Here is a 16,234-nt window from a genome sequence, read left to right as displayed (position 1 = left end):
CCTAGGCGAGCGAATGGTCAACCGACCGCGTACGCGGCCCCGTCTGCCCGGGGATCGGCAGCGGCGACGAAACCCCCGGATGGCGCGATCCCCAGTACCTGCGCCGCTCCCAGCATGCCCAGCGACTTGTCGCTGATCGTGTGGCCCAGCGCGCGGAGCCGGTCGACCAGCGTGGCGTCGAGGCGCCGATCGACGCGGATCTCGTAAGGGTGCGCGAGATGGGCGGGGTCGCTGCCGGGAAAGAGTTCCCAGCGCGGCTGGTCCACCGCCTGCCGCAGCGACAGGCCGCGGTTCAGGACGGCGTCGAGGATCTGCAGGTTCCACTGCGGCTGGCCGTCGCCGCCGGCAGTGCCTCCCGCCATCACCAGCCGCCGCTGGCTGTCCAGGGCCATGTAGACGTGCAGCGTGGACATGGTGCGCTTGCCGGGAGCGAGATGGTTGGGCGAGTGGGCGTCCGGGGAAAATCCCCGGCCCGCTCGGTTGTTGAGCAGCACCCCCGTGCCGGGCACGACCACGCCCGCGCCGAACGGCGTCGAGATGCTGGTGATGTAGCTCGCCACGTTGCCCTGCGCATCGGCTGCCACGAAGCAGGTGGTGTCGCCGCTGCCGAGCGACCAGCGGGCGCGCGGCAGCGCCGTGGCGGCGCGCGACCGGTCGATGGCGGCGGCGATCCGGTCCAGGCGCGGCGCCGCCAGCAGTTGAGGCAGCGGATTCTCGGTGAAACGGGGGTCCCCCAGGAAGTCGTTGCGGTCGGCAAAGGCATGCTTGAGCGCCTCGATCATGCAATGCGCGCGCAGCGCACCATCACCCGCGGGGAGATTCAGCCGGTCCAGGATGCCCAGGGCCTGCAGCAGGACGGTGCCCTGGGCGACGGGCGGGTTGCTGAGCACCCATCCGTCGCCGTAGGGAACCTGGATCGGGGCGGCGGCCTCGGCGAACACACCGTCGAAGTCCGATTCGCGGAAGGGACCGCCTGTCTGGCGGCTGAGTTCGACCAGGCGGGCGCCCAGGCCCGCGCCATAGAAATCGTCGCGGCCGCGCGTGGCCAGGCGTTCCAGCGTGCGCGCGAGGTCGGGTTGCCGCAGCGATTCGCCTTCGCGCGGCACGCGTCCGTCTATCAACAAGGCCTGGCGCGCGCCGGGATCGGCCGCCAGGAGCGCTTCGTTCAGGGCGAAGAACCTGGCGCAGAAGTGCGGGGTCTCGCATCCCCGCTCCGCGAGTTCGATCGCGGGCGCCAGCAGCTCGCCGAAGGACAGCCTGCCGCTGGCATGGCGGTCGTAGGCCAGGCACATCGCATCCACCGCGCCGGGAACCGAGGCCGAGCCCAGGCCGCGCATGGGCAGGGGGCGCGCCGGGTTGTCCGCGGCCGCCGCGGGCGCCGGGCCCGCGCCGTTGATCGACGTGATCCGGCCCGTCGCGGCGTCGTACCAGAGGATGAAGCTGTCGCCCCCCAGGCCGCTCATCATCGGCTGCGCCACGCCCAGCGCCGCCGCCATCGCGATGGCGGCGTCCATGGCGTTGCCGCCGCGTTCGAGCATGGTCCGGCCGGCCGCGCTGGCCGCCGCATGGGCGCTGGCCACGACGCCGCGCCCGGCGGCCGACAGCGGCCGGGGCGGCGATACCGACGTAGCGGGTTCAGGCAGTTGCATGGGAGCCTCGCGTCGCGGCGGCCGCCTCGATGAACTCCGGGGCGATCCACGCCTGCAGGTCAAAGTCCTTTTCCAGCAGCCCCAGGCCGAGCAGGAAGTCTTTCTGGGCGGCGACCGCCTGGATATGGGTGGGGTCGAGCACCGGCGCGAGTCTGGCCGCGACATCGTCGCCATGGGCCGCGACCAGCCATTCCTTCGTGGTTCCTACGTCCTCGGACAGAATGGCGGCTGCGCCCGAAGGCTGGGCGCGGGCCCAGTCGGCAGCGTCGAACAAGGCCGCCAGGTAACGGACAACCAGATCGGGCTGGGTACGTGCCAGGCGTCCATCCACGGTCAGGATCGTGGGCACCTGGTTGTTGCTGCGCAGCGCCGGAGACGGCGCGGCACCGATGTCGACCACGACCTGGGCGCCCAGGAATGCGGTCAGCTGCGCGCCGGCCGGGCTGGCGGTATAGATGGCGTCGACTTCGCCGCGCGCCAGGGCCAGGGCTTCGCGGCTCTGCCGCCGGGCCCGGGGCGCGCCGTGCCACAGCGAGCCGCGCTGCGAGGCGCCGCCCGTGGGAATCTGGCCCTCGTGGATGGGCAGCGCGACGAATTCCACGTCGGTGGGCGCCAGGCCGGCAAGCTGGAGCGCGCTGTGATAGCCGCGCAGGCACATCGCCCGCCAGTAGTCGATCTGTTCGCCCGGCCGGCAGGGGACGCCCAGGCGCCTGCCGCGCAGGTCGCCGCCGTCGCGGATGCCGCTGTCGGGCAGGGCGATCACCGCCTGGTATTCATCGATCCAGCCGGTGGCGATGACGAGGGTGTCGGCGCCGCGCGCACGGCTCCAGATCGGCGGGATCATGCCGCCCTGGCGGAACAGCCCGGGCTGGCCGTGATCGAAATGGGCCTCGCGGACCTGGTGGTCGAGCGAGGCGTTGAGCGATTGCACGGCGATGCCCAGCGGCGCGAACGCGGCGTCGAGCAGGCCGCGTTCGATGGCCACCCCCGATGCGGTCGGCAGCGGGCAGCGCGTGTACCACAGCGTCCGGGCGGCGGGCATGTCAGCGTGCCCCGCCCGCCGTCGCCGCGTCGAAATCGAACAGGCGCGAGGCGTTCTGGTGGAACATCTTCTCCAGCAGCGCGGGGCTCAGGTCGTCCCGTTCCTCGTATTCCTCGGCGATGCTGTCGTGCGCGGCCTCGTCGAAGTGCGGCATGTCGCTCGATACCAGCAGCGCCTGTTCGCCCAGCACCGAGGCCGCGTAGTTGATGTCGTCGTCGGGTTCGCTGCCGACGTGGATGCGGCCGCTGGCGAAGTAGTCGGCGGCGTTGGCCTTGCCGCCGCGTTCGATGGTGCGCAGCGCGGCGGCCATCCAGGTGCATCCGCCGCCTTCCAGGAAGGCCCATTTCAGGCGCGGGAAATCGTCGAGCAGCGTGCCTTCCATCAGGTTGTAGAAGGCGTACTGGACGGTCAGGGTGCTGAGCAGTCGCCGGGAGTAGGGCGGATAGAAGGTCTTGCGCTCGGCCGGCGGGTGGGGCAGGCCGTCGAACATGCCGTACATGGCGGGCGACCCCAGGCCCAGGTGCACGACGATGGGCAGTCCCTGGCGTTCGGCTTCGGCGAAGATGGGGTAGTGCCGGGGATCGTCCATGGGGCGGTCCCACTCCAGGCCGCGGGCCAGGACGCTGACCGCGCCGCCCAGCTTGCGCACGCGGCGGATTTCCTCGACCGCGACGTCCGGCTGGCGATACGGCACGACGGCATTGAAGAAGATGCGTCCGCCCGACTCGGCGCAGGCGCGGGCCATGAAGGTGTTGTAGCTGCGGATCAGCGCGGCTTCGAGATCGGGATCCTCGCTCAGGGTCGAGAGCACGAACGACGGATGGACGATCTGCTTGCCGACTTTCATCCTGTCCATGGCGGCCACGCGCGCCGGCACGTCGGTGATCTGCTGGACGCCCGGCGAGAAGGTCTTGCGCGCCGCCATGGCGTTGCCGGCGATGGGGGTGGCGCCGAAATGGCGCAGTTTCCGGTCGATGACCCAGAAGGTGTTCCAGTCCTGGAAGCCCGTGTCCGTGGGGGCGGCGAAAGGCAGGGGCCGGCGGGCGTGGTAGGCGGGATCGAGATGGGCCCAGGTCGCTTCGGATTCGATGACGTGGGAATCGGTATCGATGATCATGGGAGGCCTGCTCCGGGTGAGGGAAATATCATGTTGATCAATATTGCTTGAGCGTGATTCAAATCAATATATGATGTCCCCCAGGCCGATCCATGCTGCTGGACGGGGTGCCCGAATGGAACATGATTGGCCAAGCATAGACCAGGCCATTCCGCGGGTAGAAGTTGATTTATTGATCAATATCCAGCGCCGGAATGCATGGGGAACAGGAGCCAGGACATGCCCGGAATCGACGAGGTCCACTACATGACGGCCGACGACGCGGCCAAGGCCTTGCGCGTCAAGAAGCAGACGCTCTATGCCTACGTCAGCCGGGGGTGGATACGGCGCCAGCGCCAGGGCGACGACGGTCCGGTCATGTACCTGCGCGAGGACGTGGAGCGGATGGGATCGCGCAGCCGCGCGCGGGCCGAAGGCGGACCCTCGAAGGGGGGTAGCCACCAGCCGCACTGGTCGGAGCCCATCATCCAGACCGCCGTGACCGAGATCACGCCGCGGGGGCCGGCCTACAGGGGATTTGCCGCGGTCGACCTGGCGGCAAGCGGAGAGCGGTTCGAGAACCTGGCCGAGCTGCTGTGGACCGGCGTGCGCCCGGAGGAGCCCGAAACCTGGCCGCCCGAGCCGCTGCCGGCGCTGGCGGTGCACGTGTTCCGCAAGCTGGACGGGGCCATGGAGCCCATCCAGTACTTCAGCGCGGCGGTTTCGCTGCTCGCGGTCGCGGGCGACTCGCGCCACGACACGCGGCATGGCACGACCCTGGCCGACGCGCGCGCCGCGCTGTCCCTGTTCGCGGGCTGCCTGGGCTACCTGGGCCCGGAAGCGGGGTTCGTCGTAGGCCGCGAAGGGGAGACACTCGCGGCCCACATCCTGAGGGCCGTCGGCACGCCGGCGAACCCGGTCCGCGAGCGCGCCGTCAACGCCGCCCTGGTACTGCTGGCGGATCATCACCTGACGCCCCAGGCCGTGGCCGTCCGGCTTGCCGCCTCCAGCGGCGCCAGCCTGCCGCACTGCCTGAACGCCGCGCTCAGCGTGCACAGCAATTCGCGCAGCCGGCGGGTGTACCGGCGCATCGAGGACCTGTTGCTGGAAGCGTCCGACGAGGCGGGATTCCTGGCGCGCATCGAGGAGTCGCTGCGCTCCAGCGGCCGGGCGCCGGGATTCTTCCATCGCATGTACCCCCAGGGCGATCCGCGGGTCGCGCCCCTCCTGTCCCTGGCGGCGGGCGCGCAGCCCACGCGCGGGCGCCGGCCGGACTGGACCGGGTACCTGGCCGCGGTCCAGGCGCGCACCGGCATGGCGCCCACCGCCGAGGCGGCGCTGACCGTGCTGTGCCATGCCCTGGGCCTGCCGCGCCGTTCGTCGGGGGCGCTTTATGCGCTGGCGCGCTCGGCCGGGTGGATCGCCCATGCCATCGAACAGCGCATGGCGGGGGTGATGCTCAGGCCCCGCGCACGCTACCTGGGATAGCCGGGCGCCGTCCGCCGCGTCTTCCCTCTAAAATCCGTGGTTTTGGGGGCCGAGTCTTGACCGAATACCTGTTGTGGGGCAGCGCCGCCGCTGCCGTGCTCGCGGCATTGTTCGCACTGTTGGCGCTGCTGCGCAAACCGGGGGCGGATCCGCGCCTGGACCAGATCCTGACCGAGCAGGAGCGCCTGGAGCGCACGCTGCGGGCCGACATCACCGAAAGCCAGCGCGGCCTGCGGTCGGAACTGGCCGAGTCCACACGCGGACTGCGCACCGAACTGGGCCAGACGCTGGCCCAGGGCCTGCATGCCCTGGGCGGCCAGCAGGCGCAACAGGCCCAGGTGCTGAACCAGCAGCTCGATGCCTTCGCCCAGAACCTGACCACGCTGACGGCGCAATTGCAGGAACGCTTCGAGGCGCTGCGCATTTCTCTGACCCGCGACGCCGCGGCCAACCGCGACGAGAGCGCGCAGGCCCTGCAACGCTTCGCCGACCGTTTCTCGGAACAACTGCGCGTGCTGACCGAGGCCAATGAGCGCCGCATGGCCGAGGTCCGTACCACCGTGGAGCAGCGCCTCAAGGACATGCAGGCCGACAACTCCGTCAAGCTCGAGGAGATGCGCCGCACCGTGGACGAGAAACTGCACGCCACGCTGGAACAGCGGCTGGGCGAGTCCTTCAAGCTGGTCTCCGACCGGCTGGAGGCCGTGCACAAGGGGCTGGGCGAGATGCAGTCGCTGGCGGCCGGGGTGGGCGACCTCAAGCGCGTGCTGACCAACGTGAAGACGCGCGGAACCTGGGGCGAAGTGCAGCTGGGCATGCTGATCGAGCAGACCATGACGCCGGCGCAGTACGCCCGCAACATCAAGCCGGTGCCCGGCAGCGACGAACTGGTGGAATTCGCCATCCGCCTGCCGGGTCGCGGCGACGATGCCGTGCCGGTATGGCTGCCGATCGACGCCAAGTTCCCCAAGGAGGAATACGAGCGCCTGGTGGACGCGCAGGAGCGCGCCGACCTCGATGCCGTGCGTACCGCCGGGCAGGCCTTCGAGCGCGGCGTGGAGCTGGAGGGGCGCCGCATCGGTTCCAAGTACATCGCGCCGCCGCACACCACCGACTTCGCCATCATGTTCCTGCCCACCGAGGGGCTGTATGCCGAGGTGCTGCGGCGCGCCGGATTGATGGACAAGCTGCACGCGCTGCGCATCAACGTGGCCGGCCCCAGCACTCTGGCCGCCTTGCTGAACAGCCTGCAGATGGGATTCCGGACGCTGGCCATCGAGCAGCGTTCGTCCGAGGTCTGGAAAGTGCTGGGCGCGGTCAAGTCGGAGTTCGGCAAGTTCGGCGATGCGCTGGCCAGCGTGAAAAAGACGCTGGAAACCGCCAGCAACAAGATCGGGCAGACCGAGGTGCGCACCCGCGCCATGCTGCGCAACCTGAAAACCGTCGAGGCCCTGCCGGAAGGCGAGACGCGCCAGTTGCTGGGGACCGAGGACGACAACCTCGCGGCCGACGAGGCCGATGGGGAAGCGGAAAACTAGGAGACGCGGGGCCAGACCCCGGGAGGCCGGCATGACCCTCGCATTCTGGTGTGTGTTCGTCGCGATACTGATGCCCTACGTCTGCTTCGGCATCGCCCGGAACCGCGCCCGGCCCCTGCGCGACAACCGCGATCCGCGCGATTTCCCGAACCGCATACAAGGCATCGCCAAGCGCGCCTGGAGCGCGCACCTGAACGCGTTCGAGACCCTGCCGGGTTTCGCCGCGGCCGTGATCATCGCCCACCTGGCGGGTACCCCGCAGAACCAGGCCGACGCCTGGGCGCTGGCGTGGGTCGCGGCGCGGCTGTTGTTCATCGGCTGCTACCTGGGCGACAAACCCGCCCTGCGTTCGGCCGCGCACGTCGCCAGCATGATGTGCGTGCTGGGGTTGTTCGTGTCGGCGGCGATGGCGGGGCGGACCGGGGGCTAGGAGCGAATAAAGAGAAAGAACGCAGGAGCAACAAAGGAGACAATTGCCTCGCATTGTCCGTCGTCTCTCGAAGCGGCGAGTGCCAAGATGGCGGCACTTGTTCATGGATTCGTGGAATGAAGATGACAGTGACAAACGGGCATTTCAGCGTTGGGCGCTATCTCGTCGGCGACAGGGTCGTCGTCGGCTGCCCCAAGGACGGCTACGTCGATATCGTGTGCGAGGGCGATGAGCTTCCCCGCATCCTGGAAACGGGCGCCGGCAGCCCCACCCGCAGGGTGTCCGCTGCCGAGGCACGGCTCCTTCCTCCCCTCGATCGGGCATCCCGGGTCTTTGCCGTCGCCGTCAACTACCGGGAACATGGCGCCGAAGCCAAGACGCTTCCTCCCATCCGCCCGGTCATTTTCTACAAGGCCCCTTCGAATTTCGTCGCGCACGGCGGAGTCTTGAATCCCAACGCGGGAATGACGGCGAAGTTCGACTACGAAGGAGAGATCGGTGTCGTCATCGGCCGCGTCTGCAAGGATGCGACGCTCGAAACGACACTGGATCACGTCGCCGGGGTCTGTGCGCTGGACGACGGCTCGGCGCGCGACCTGACCCGGGTGTCGCTCGGCCCTCCCGGACCGGACGCGAAGACCTGGCCCGACTGGACCGCGGCCAAGGGGCTGGACGGCGCGTCCGCCCTGGGCCCGACCATTGCCTGCGGGCCGGACATCGTCGACGCCTTGCGCGCACGCACCCTGCGGATCTCCACCCGGCTCAACGGCGAAGTCGTGCAGGACGAGAGCATGACCGAGATGATCTTCTCCACCGAGGAACTCATCGTTGCGCTGTCGTCCTACATGACGCTGCTGCCTGGCGACGTCATCGCGACCGGCACGCCGGCGGGGGTCGGTTCCGCGCGCAATCGCTTTCTCGCCACGGGCGACGATCTGCAAATCCAGGTCAGCGGACTGGAGCCGCTGTGCGTAAAGGTGGGATGAACATGGAAAAAATCGACGGCAAGAGTTCGCACAAGCAGGCGGAGCGCTTGAGGCGCCTGACGGAAACCGCGGGCGACACCACCATGGGCAAGGTGCTGCGGCAGTTCTGGCACCCCATCGCGCTTTCGAAAAGCGTGGCGGCGGGGACTGCCAAGCGCGTCCGCCTGTTGAGCGAGGACCTGACGCTTTACCGCGGCCAGGGCGGGACCGTCCATCTGGTGGGGGCCCGGTGCGCGCATCGGGGCACGCTGCTGCACACCGGCTGGATCGAAGGCGACCAAGTGCGCTGCATGTACCACGGCTGGAAATACGATGGCAGCGGCCAATGCACCGAGCGGCCGGCCGAGCGCCCCGGCAGCGAGGGCAGTGTGCGGATCGGCGCCTATCCGGTCCGGGAATACTGCGGCGTGATTTTCACGTACATGGGGGAAGGGGCGCCGCCGGATTTCGATCTTGTCCGCAGGAGCTCCTGCGAGCAGGAAGGCGTTTTCCTGTTGCAGCGCAAGGAGATATGGCCGTGCAACTGGCTCCAGGTCGCGGAAAATTCCCTGGATGCGGTGCACGTGAGTTTCGCGCACCAGATGGGGAAAGTGGGCGCCTTCGGCGAAGCCGTCCCCGCCGAGGTGCCGGAGATCAGCTATGAGGAAACCTCGGCGGGGATATGCCAGACCGCCGTCCGCAGGCTTGGTGAAAAGACCCAGGTCCGCGTCAGCGATTGGACGTTTCCCTATGGCAACACGGTCGTCATTCCCGGCGTCAAGGCCGGCGACCCCTGGATGGAAGTGACGAACTGGATGGTGCCCGTCGATGACGAACACACCATACGGATTTCCCTGCGGGCGGCTCCGTCGACGTCGCCGGAAGCGGACGAAGCCCTGAAGCGCTACTTCGACGAATGCGATGACTACAACTCGGCCGACCATCACGACGAACTGTTCGCGGGGCACTATCCCGACGACCCGCTCGTGCGCCTGACCAGCGCCCAGGATTACGTGGCGCTGATCGGCCAGGGAGCCATCGCCGACCGGGCCAGCGAATGCCTGGGGGCATCGGACCGCGGCATCTCGATGCTGAGAAAGATCCTCTGGCGCGAAATGGACGCCGTCGAGACAGGAAAGCCGCCCAAGCAATGGCGGCGGCTCGACCAGCCATCGAAGCTCATGGGCTACGTGAAAGAAACCGATTGAGTCGGGCTCCAAGGAGGAGAGAAAAATGAGACACCAAGCGATGAAGTACGCCTGCGCGTTGTTGGCGGGGGCCTGTGCCATGCCCGCCATGGCGGCGGCACCCGAAGGCAGCTTTCCGGCAAGGCCCATTACCCTGGTCGTGCCGTTCGCGGCGGGCAACGTCGCCGACGGCATCGCCCGCATCGTCGCGAACGCGCTGGGCGAGGATCTCGGCCAGCAGGTCGTCGTGGAGAATCGTCCTGGCGCGGGCGGGATCGGGGCGATCAGGCAGGTGGCCGCCGCGGCGCCCGATGGCTACACGGTGATATACATCGGCGTCGGGACGGCGATCAGCCAGTCGTTGTTCCGCACGCCTCCCTACGATATCGAAAAGAGCTTCGTGCCGATTTCGACCATGACGAGCAACGATGTGTTGATGCTCGCCAGCAGCAAATCCCGGCTCAAGAACGTTCAGGACGTGGTCCGCGAAGCGAAGGCCAAGGGCGACCGGTTCACCGTGGGCATATCGCTTATCGGGACGCTGCAGCATCTGACCGCCGAGCTGTTCAAGTCGAACGCGAAACTCGACTACACCATCGTCCCGTTCAAGACGGCGGCGAACTTGAATACCGCCTTGCAGAGCGGCGACATAGATATCGCGTTCGAGTATCTGCAGCCGATGTATGGCCTGATCGCCGATGGCGGCCTGAGCGCATTGGCCATAGGAAACGGCGCTCATCGTTCTCCCAGGCTGCCGGATGTGGCGACGTTCACCGAACTCGGCTATTCCAAGGTCCAGGTCGCGTCCTGGGGGATGCTGCTGGCCCCCGCGAAGACGCCCGACGCGGTGGTGGAGCGCCTGAACAAAGGGATGCAGAACGTCTTGAACAATCCGGAGATCAGGGCGCGCCTCGAGAGCAATGGGTCGCGTGTGCTGGGCGGCACGACGGCGCAGGCGCGCGAGCTGATCTCCAGCGAAATAGCCCGGTGGCGCAAGGTGATCCAGGACGCCAGGATCGAACTGCAGTAGCCGGGCCGGCCGGGCGGCTCTATACGTTCATCACGGATACGAGCCGCGTGTCGAGATGGGCCTCCAGGGCCTCCGGGCCGCCGTCCGAGCCGTAGCCCGAGTCCTTCACTCCGCCGAAAGGCAGCTCCGGCCAGGCGGCGGCAGGCTGGTTGATCCACAGCATTCCGGCCTGGACGTGTTGCGTCAACTGGTGTGCATGCTTCAGCGAGCGCGTGTAGGCATAGGCGGCCAGTCCATACGGCAGCCGGTTCGCCTCGGCGATCGCTTCCTCCAGCGTCGCGAACCCCTGGATGGTGGCAATCGGACCGAAGGGTTCCTCGTTGAGCAGTCTGGCATCCTGCGGCACGCCAGTTAGGACGGTGGGTGTCCAGAAGTTGCCGGCCGTGCCCAGCCGCTCGCCGCCGGTCTCGATCGAGGCGCCGCGCCGTACCGCATCTTCGGTGAGCTGCGCCATGGCCGCGAGCCGGCGTGGATTGGCCAGCGGTCCCATCTGGGTGTCCGAGGCGAGGCCGTCGCCAAGCCGCAGGCTCCGTGCATGGGCGCTCAGTGCGGACGCGAAGTCCGTGCGTATGCTGTCGTGCACGAGGAAGCGGGTGGGGGCGATGCAGACCTGGCCGGCGTTGCGAAACTTGGCGGCGCCGGCGGACCGTATCGCCAGGTCGATGTCGGCGTCGTCGGCCACGATGACGGGGGCATGGCCGCCGAGTTCCATCGTCACCCGCTTCATATGCCGGCCGGCGAGCGCGGCCAGCTGCTTGCCCACCGGGGTGGAGCCGGTGAACGAGACCAGGCGGATCGCGGGGTGGGCGATCAGGTGGGCGGAAATCTGGGCGGGGTTGCCGTAGACGAGGCCGATCACGCCCGGCGGCACCCCCGCGTCGGCGAAGGCCTGGAACAGGGCCGCCGCCGCCGCGGGGGTTTCCTCGGCGGCCTTCAGAATGATCGAGCAGCCCGCGGCCAGCGCCGCCGCGATCTTGCGCGTCGCCTGATTGATCGGGAAGTTCCAGGGCGTGAACGCCGCGACCGGGCCCGCCGGGACCTTCAGCACCAGTTGCTGGGCCCCCGGCACGCGCGAGGGTACGATGCGTCCATAGACCCGCAATGCTTCGTCGGCGAACCACTCGATCATTTCGGCCGCCATCGAGGTTTCGTGCTTCGCTTCGGCCAGGGGCTTGCCCTGTTCCCGGGTGATGATGGCCGCGATGCCTGGCGCGCGCTCGCGCAGCAGTGCCGCCGCGCGCCGCATGAGCCGTGCGCGCTCGGCTGCCGGTGTGTTCCGCCAGGTGTCGAAACCCTGCCGCGCGGCAAGGAGCGCGCGGTCGAGGTCGGCGATCCCCGCGTGGCTGACGCGGCCGATTTCCGTGCCGGTGGCCGGGTTGACGACCGGCAGGGTACGGCCGTCGGCCGCATCCTGCCACTGATTGGCGATGAAGAGCCGCGTATCGGGATAGTTCATGCCGGTCCCGCCTCGCGCGCTGCCTTCTCCAGGCGTTCCAGGGCCTGGGTGCGCAGCTGGGTCAACGTGGAAGAAGGCGTGATGGCCTCGGGGTCGATCACGCAGTGCAGCAGGCTGGGCAGGCCCGAGGCCAATGCCCGGCGCAGGGCGGGCCCGCAGTCCTCGGCCGTGGCCAGCCGCTCGGCGTACCCGCCGAATGCGCGGGCATAGGCGACGAAGTCCGGATTTTGCAAGGTCGTGGCGGAGACGCGCCCCGGATACCCGCGTTCCTGATGCGCCCGGATCGTTCCGTACATCCCGTTGTCGACCAGGAGCACGATCAGCGGAAGCCTGTACTGGACGGCCGTCGCGAATTCCTGGCCGGTCATCAGGAAGTCGCCGTCGCCGGCCAGCACCAGTACCGTCCGCTGCGGGTACAGCCGCTTGGCGCCCACGCCCGCGGGAAACCCATAGCCCATGGAACCGGAGGTCGGCGCCAGCTGGGTGCCGAACGCCTCGAACGGCCAGAATCGCTGGGCCCATGTGCAGAAGTTGCCGGCGCCATTGCAGACGATGGTGTCCCGCGGCAGTTCCGCCTGCAGGGCGCGCATGACGGCGGGCATCTTGACCGCTCCGGGAACCTGGATGTCGGACAGGTCGCGCCAGCGCAGCGCATCGGCTGCCGCCTCGCGCGTCCATTCGCGCACTTCGCGCCCGGGCGCGGCCTGGAGGGCCGCCAGGCTCTCGCAGAATCCTCGCGGAGTCGCATTGATGGCCAGATGGGCCCGATACACCCGGCCAAGTTCGTCGGGGTCTGCGTGCACGTGCACCAGTGTCTGCGCCGGGGTCGGCACATTCAGCAGCGAATAGCCCTGCGACGGGACTTCGGACAATCTGCCCCCGACCAGCAGGACGAGATCGGCCTGTCTGATCCTGTCCAGCAGCCTGGGGTTGGCACCGTAGCCGAGTTCTCCCGCATAGCAGGGATGGGCCTGCGAAAACAGCATCTGCCGCCGGAACGAACAGACTACCGGTAACTGGAAGGCCTGGGCGAAATCCTGGAAGCGCCCGACGTCGGCCGCGGACCAGCGGCTGCCGCCCAGGATGGCCAGGGGGCGCCGCGCGCCCGCCAGCAGTGTTCGCAGTTGCTCGATCTGATCCGGCGCCGGATGGGTCTCGGTGATCCGGTAGGGAAGCGCATCCGGCACGTCGACGGTTTCCGCCAGCATGTCCTCGGGCAAGGCCACCACCACGGGACCGGGACGGCCGGAGGTGGCCACGTGGAACGCGCGCGAGACCAATTCGGGAATGCGCCGGGCATCGTCGATCTCGACCACCCACTTGGCCATGGTGCCGAAAACGGCCTGGTAGTCCAGTTCCTGGAAGCACTCGCGGCCCCGGGTGCCGCGCTCGATCTGGCCGACGAACAGTATCATCGGCGTCGAGTCCTGGCTCGCGACGTGGATGCCGGCCGCGGCGTTGGTGGCGCCCGGGCCGCGCGTCACGAAGCAGATGCCGGGGGTTCCCGTCAGCTTGCCCTGTGCCTCGGCCATCATCGCGGCACCGCCCTCCTGGCGGCAGACGGTGACTTCCACGGGCACGTCGAGCAGCGCATCGAGCACGGCGAGATAGCTTTCCCCGGGAACGCAGAAAATGTGCTTGACGCCGTGCAGCGCGAGTTGGCCGGCCAGGACGGCGCCGGCGGTGCGCGCCGTGGCCGGTCCGGAGCCGGGAAGGGGAGGTGCCGTCATGTTCATCGCGGGTCCTTGATAGCATTGCTCTGGGCCAGGGGTGGCAGGCCGGCGCAAAGTGTAGGTAGCCCGGTATCTCGCAACAATGAGGAAAGCACGGCGATTGTCCTGTTTGTTGCTATGTGTCCGGCGGGAGAAGGCCTCTTCCGTGGTCGTAGGCAAGCACGAGGAAATCCGAGGTTATGGAAAATACGTTGGTCAGGCTGGTGATATCCCAGTCGGAGCTTTTCTCTACATGGCCCGCGGAGACGATTTCTCGCCTCGTGTCGGCAGCCGACCTGTGCACGGTCGAGGCGGACACCTGTCTGATCAGGACCGGGGAAACCGCCCACTTCCTGTACATCCTGGCAACGGGGTCCATGCATCTCGTGCGCGGGACGCCGTCGGGCAGGAACTTCACGGCGGGTCTGCACCTGCCGGGGGACTACCACGGCCTGGGGCCGGTCCTGACCCAGGTGCCCTATTTCTACACGGCGATATGCAAGCAGAAGAGCATCCTGGTCAGGATTCCGGCGCCCCTGCTGCGTGAAATCCTGTGCGAGGATGGGCAGCTGTCGTTCACGCTGTTTGCCGGGCTTGGCCAGCGGCACCGGCGCGCGCTCGATCATTTCGAAAGCGCGGCCACCCACCCGACGAATGCCCGGGTCGCGCAATTGCTGAAGGCCATCCATGCCCGATCCCGGCGCGGCATCGAGTCCGCGGACGTCAGCCTGTCGCAGGTCGAAATCGCCACGATGCTGGGAACGCGAAGGCAGGTGGTCAACCGGGTGCTGCGTGCCATGGCCGAAGAAGGCATCGTCGAAATCCGGTATGGAAAGATCTCCATCACGGATTGGGCGAAGCTGGAAAAAATGGCCGGGGAGCCGTCCTTGCCGCCCTCGCTGTAGAAAAACGCGCTGAAGCAACAAAGGAGACACTTGCTCCGCAATGTCCGTCGCCTTCCGCGGCGCCGAATGCCAACATGGCCGGCCGATAAGCGTTGAAACATGTCTGGACAAGGAGGTTTGCGGATGAACGGCGCGAAGAGCCTGGTGGAAACCTTGTTGGCCGCCGGGGTGGATACCTGCTTCGCCAATCCGGGGACCAGCGAAATGCATTTCGTCGCCGCGCTGGACCAGAGCCCCGGAATGAAGTGCGTGCTCGGCTTGCAGGAGAACATCGTCACCGGCATGGCCGATGGCTATTTCCGGCTGGCCCGCAAGCCCGCCTGCACGCTGTTGCACTGCGGCCCCGGCCTGGCCAACGGCATGGGCAACCTGCACAACGCGCGCCGCGCGCGCAGCGGCATCGTCAACATCGTGGGTGACCAGGCGACCTACCATCGCCCCTACGATGCGCCGCTGACCGCGGATACCGCCGGCATGGCGCGGACGGTTTCGGCCTGGGTGCGCACCAGCGCCGGGACTGCTGATCTCGGACGGGACGCGGTGGAGGCGGTGCGCGCGGCGCGCACCTTCCCGGGGCAGATCGCCACGCTGATCCTGCCCGCCGACGTGTCCTGGCAAGAGGGGGGCGTGCCCGGGGAACCCATGGATCCGCCGTTGCCCCCCGCCATCGACGGCCAGGCGGTCGAGGCGGCGGCGCGCCTGCTGCGCGATCGCCGCGACGTGTTGATCCTGCTGGCGGGGCATGGTGTGCTGAGCGAGGCGCAGGGTTTTGCCTGGCGGGTCGCCCATGCGACGGGGGCGGCGGTGATGGCCAGCTATGTGACCGCGCATCTGGCGCGCGGCCGCGGCCGCATGCCGCTCGAACGGGTGCCCTATGGCATGGACGACGCCATCCAGGCGCTCGATCGGTACAGGCACATCATCCTGGTGGGCGCCGAGCCGCCGGTCGGATTCTTCGGTTATCCCGGCAAGCCCTCGATCCAGTACCACCCGGATACCCGGTTCCATGTCTTGTCCCGCCCGGACCAGGATCCCGTCGAGGCGCTTCGGGCGCTGGCGCAGGCGCTCGATGCGCCGGCGGCGGCCATGCCGGATCCCGGCCCCCGCCCGAGCCCGGGAGCCGGCCTGCCCACGCCCGAAGGCCTGGCCCGCACGCTCGCGGCGACGATGCCCGAGCATGCCATCGTGTCCGACGAGAGCATTTCCTACGGCCGGGGCTTCTACCCGTTCACGCACGGCGCGCCCGCGCACGACTGGCTGCATCTGGCGGGCGGCGCCATCGGCGATGGAATGCCCGTGGCCACCGGTGCGGCGCTTGGCGCCGGCAAGCAGCGCAGGGTGATCAATCTGCAGGCGGACGGTTCCGCCATGTACTCGCTGCAGTCGCTGTGGACGCAGGCGCGCGAGGCGCTGCCCGTTACCACGATCATTCTCAACAACCGCAAGTACAACATCCTGATCGGCGAGTACGCGAGCGTGGGCGCGACGCCGGGCGAGACGGCGATGAGCATGCTGGACCTGGGCAACCCGCCCCTCGATTGGGTCAAGCTTGCCCATGGCATGGGCGTCGAGGCGGCGCAGGCCACCACGCTGGAGCGTTGCGCGGACCTGATGAAGAGCAGCTTCGGCAGGCAGGCGCCGTTCCTGATCGAACTGATGGTGTGACATCGCCTGGCCGGAAGGCCGGTTTCCGTAAGCGTGTGCAACAGAAACGTTGCGCGTCTGGATGGACCTGT

Annotated in this window: 13 protein-coding genes; 8 read left to right on the top strand and 5 right to left on the bottom strand. The window is 68.3% G+C overall.

Translation table 11 applies throughout. The annotated features are described in order from the left end of the window. Nucleotides 1–17: 17 nt before the first annotated feature. Genes WKR98_RS28550 through WKR98_RS28540 form a run of 3 tightly spaced genes read right to left on the bottom strand, consistent with a single transcriptional unit; the run spans nt 18 to nt 3,808 of the window. Nucleotides 18–1,649 (bottom strand): gamma-glutamyltransferase family protein, encoded by a 1,632-nt coding sequence (locus WKR98_RS28550; RefSeq protein ID WP_341435336.1) that lies wholly within the window; start codon nt 1,647–1,649, stop codon nt 18–20. Further along, nucleotides 1,636–2,691: an ABC transporter substrate-binding protein gene (locus WKR98_RS28545; protein WP_341435335.1), complete on the bottom strand. Its 1,056-nt coding sequence runs from the start codon at nt 2,689–2,691 to the stop codon at nt 1,636–1,638. The genes WKR98_RS28550 and WKR98_RS28545 overlap by 14 nt, the downstream gene beginning before the upstream one ends. Nucleotide 2,692: 1 nt before the next feature. Continuing rightward, the gene (locus tag WKR98_RS28540; RefSeq protein ID WP_341435334.1) at nt 2,693–3,808 is read right to left on the bottom strand and encodes an amidohydrolase family protein; all 1,116 of its coding nucleotides are present in this window, start codon (nt 3,806–3,808) and stop codon (nt 2,693–2,695) included. A gap of 219 nt (nt 3,809–4,027) precedes the next feature. On the opposite strand from WKR98_RS28540, the gene WKR98_RS28535 reads away from it, so the two are divergent. The 6 genes from WKR98_RS28535 to WKR98_RS28510 all read left to right on the top strand — a co-directional run bounded on the left by WKR98_RS28535 (nt 4,028) and on the right by WKR98_RS28510 (nt 10,425). Further along, nucleotides 4,028–5,275: a citrate synthase gene (locus WKR98_RS28535; RefSeq protein WP_161567848.1), complete on the top strand. Its 1,248-nt coding sequence runs from the start codon at nt 4,028–4,030 to the stop codon at nt 5,273–5,275. A 56-nt stretch (nt 5,276–5,331) separates the two neighbouring features. Then, complete coding sequence (rmuC, locus tag WKR98_RS28530) at nt 5,332–6,813, top strand: DNA recombination protein RmuC (RefSeq protein ID WP_341435333.1); 1,482 nt, start codon at nt 5,332–5,334, stop codon at nt 6,811–6,813. Between the two features lie 31 nt (nt 6,814–6,844). Continuing rightward, nucleotides 6,845–7,243 carry an MAPEG family protein gene (locus WKR98_RS28525; protein WP_341435332.1) on the top strand — a complete coding sequence of 133 codons (399 nt, stop codon included), beginning with the start codon at nt 6,845–6,847 and terminating at the stop codon, nt 7,241–7,243. Between the two features lie 122 nt (nt 7,244–7,365). Next, nucleotides 7,366–8,229 carry a fumarylacetoacetate hydrolase family protein gene (locus WKR98_RS28520; RefSeq protein WP_341435331.1) on the top strand — a complete coding sequence of 288 codons (864 nt, stop codon included), beginning with the start codon at nt 7,366–7,368 and terminating at the stop codon, nt 8,227–8,229. A 2-nt stretch (nt 8,230–8,231) separates the two neighbouring features. Continuing rightward, entirely contained in the window at nt 8,232–9,416 is a 1,185-nt protein-coding gene (locus tag WKR98_RS28515) for a Rieske 2Fe-2S domain-containing protein (RefSeq protein ID WP_341435330.1), read from the top strand. Nucleotides 9,417–9,441: 25 nt separating this feature from the next. Beyond that, complete coding sequence (locus tag WKR98_RS28510; protein WP_341435329.1) at nt 9,442–10,425, top strand: Bug family tripartite tricarboxylate transporter substrate binding protein; 984 nt, start codon at nt 9,442–9,444, stop codon at nt 10,423–10,425. 19 nt (nt 10,426–10,444) lie between these two features. Here the strand turns inward: WKR98_RS28510 and WKR98_RS28505 are convergent, their stop codons facing one another. Together WKR98_RS28505 and WKR98_RS28500 are read right to left on the bottom strand one after the other, a co-directional pair. Further along, the gene (locus tag WKR98_RS28505) at nt 10,445–11,881 is read right to left on the bottom strand and encodes an NAD-dependent succinate-semialdehyde dehydrogenase (RefSeq protein ID WP_341435328.1); all 1,437 of its coding nucleotides are present in this window, start codon (nt 11,879–11,881) and stop codon (nt 10,445–10,447) included. Next, entirely contained in the window at nt 11,878–13,611 is a 1,734-nt protein-coding gene (locus WKR98_RS28500) for a thiamine pyrophosphate-binding protein (protein ID WP_238160028.1), read from the bottom strand. The genes WKR98_RS28505 and WKR98_RS28500 overlap by 4 nt, the downstream gene beginning before the upstream one ends. Nucleotides 13,612–13,874: 263 nt before the next feature. Here WKR98_RS28500 and WKR98_RS28495 point away from each other — a divergent pair, with 263 nt between their 5' ends. Next, the gene (locus tag WKR98_RS28495) at nt 13,875–14,498 is read left to right on the top strand and encodes a Crp/Fnr family transcriptional regulator (protein ID WP_161567846.1); all 624 of its coding nucleotides are present in this window, start codon (nt 13,875–13,877) and stop codon (nt 14,496–14,498) included. A 123-nt stretch (nt 14,499–14,621) separates the two neighbouring features. Continuing rightward, nucleotides 14,622–16,163 carry an acetolactate synthase large subunit gene (locus WKR98_RS28490; RefSeq protein WP_341435327.1) on the top strand — a complete coding sequence of 514 codons (1,542 nt, stop codon included), beginning with the start codon at nt 14,622–14,624 and terminating at the stop codon, nt 16,161–16,163. Nucleotides 16,164–16,234 lie beyond the last annotated feature (71 nt).

It is taken from the genome of Pigmentiphaga sp. YJ18 (assembly GCF_038066655.1).
Taxonomy (GTDB): domain Bacteria; phylum Pseudomonadota; class Gammaproteobacteria; order Burkholderiales; family Burkholderiaceae_B; genus Pigmentiphaga.
Note: the sequence above shows the minus strand (reverse complement) of the source record. Positions and strands in the feature narration are given on the sequence as shown.

Bases quoted from the DNA above. Each gene is read 5' to 3' on its own strand.
- WKR98_RS28550 (WP_341435336.1), bottom strand. From the start codon at position 1,649: ATGCAACTGCCTGAACCCGCTACGTCGGTATCGCCGCCCCGGCCGCTG.
- WKR98_RS28545 (WP_341435335.1), bottom strand. From the start codon at position 2,691: ATGCCCGCCGCCCGGACGCTGTGGTACACGCGCTGCCCGCTGCCGACC.
- WKR98_RS28540 (WP_341435334.1), bottom strand. From the start codon at position 3,808: ATGATCATCGATACCGATTCCCACGTCATCGAATCCGAAGCGACCTGG.
- WKR98_RS28535 (WP_161567848.1), top strand. From the start codon at position 4,028: ATGCCCGGAATCGACGAGGTCCACTACATGACGGCCGACGACGCGGCC.
- WKR98_RS28525 (WP_341435332.1), top strand. From the start codon at position 6,845: ATGACCCTCGCATTCTGGTGTGTGTTCGTCGCGATACTGATGCCCTAC.
- WKR98_RS28520 (WP_341435331.1), top strand. From the start codon at position 7,366: ATGACAGTGACAAACGGGCATTTCAGCGTTGGGCGCTATCTCGTCGGC.
- WKR98_RS28515 (WP_341435330.1), top strand. From the start codon at position 8,232: ATGGAAAAAATCGACGGCAAGAGTTCGCACAAGCAGGCGGAGCGCTTG.
- WKR98_RS28510 (WP_341435329.1), top strand. From the start codon at position 9,442: ATGAGACACCAAGCGATGAAGTACGCCTGCGCGTTGTTGGCGGGGGCC.
- WKR98_RS28505 (WP_341435328.1), bottom strand. From the start codon at position 11,881: ATGAACTATCCCGATACGCGGCTCTTCATCGCCAATCAGTGGCAGGAT.
- WKR98_RS28500 (WP_238160028.1), bottom strand. From the start codon at position 13,611: ATGACGGCACCTCCCCTTCCCGGCTCCGGACCGGCCACGGCGCGCACC.
- WKR98_RS28490 (WP_341435327.1), top strand. From the start codon at position 14,622: ATGAACGGCGCGAAGAGCCTGGTGGAAACCTTGTTGGCCGCCGGGGTG.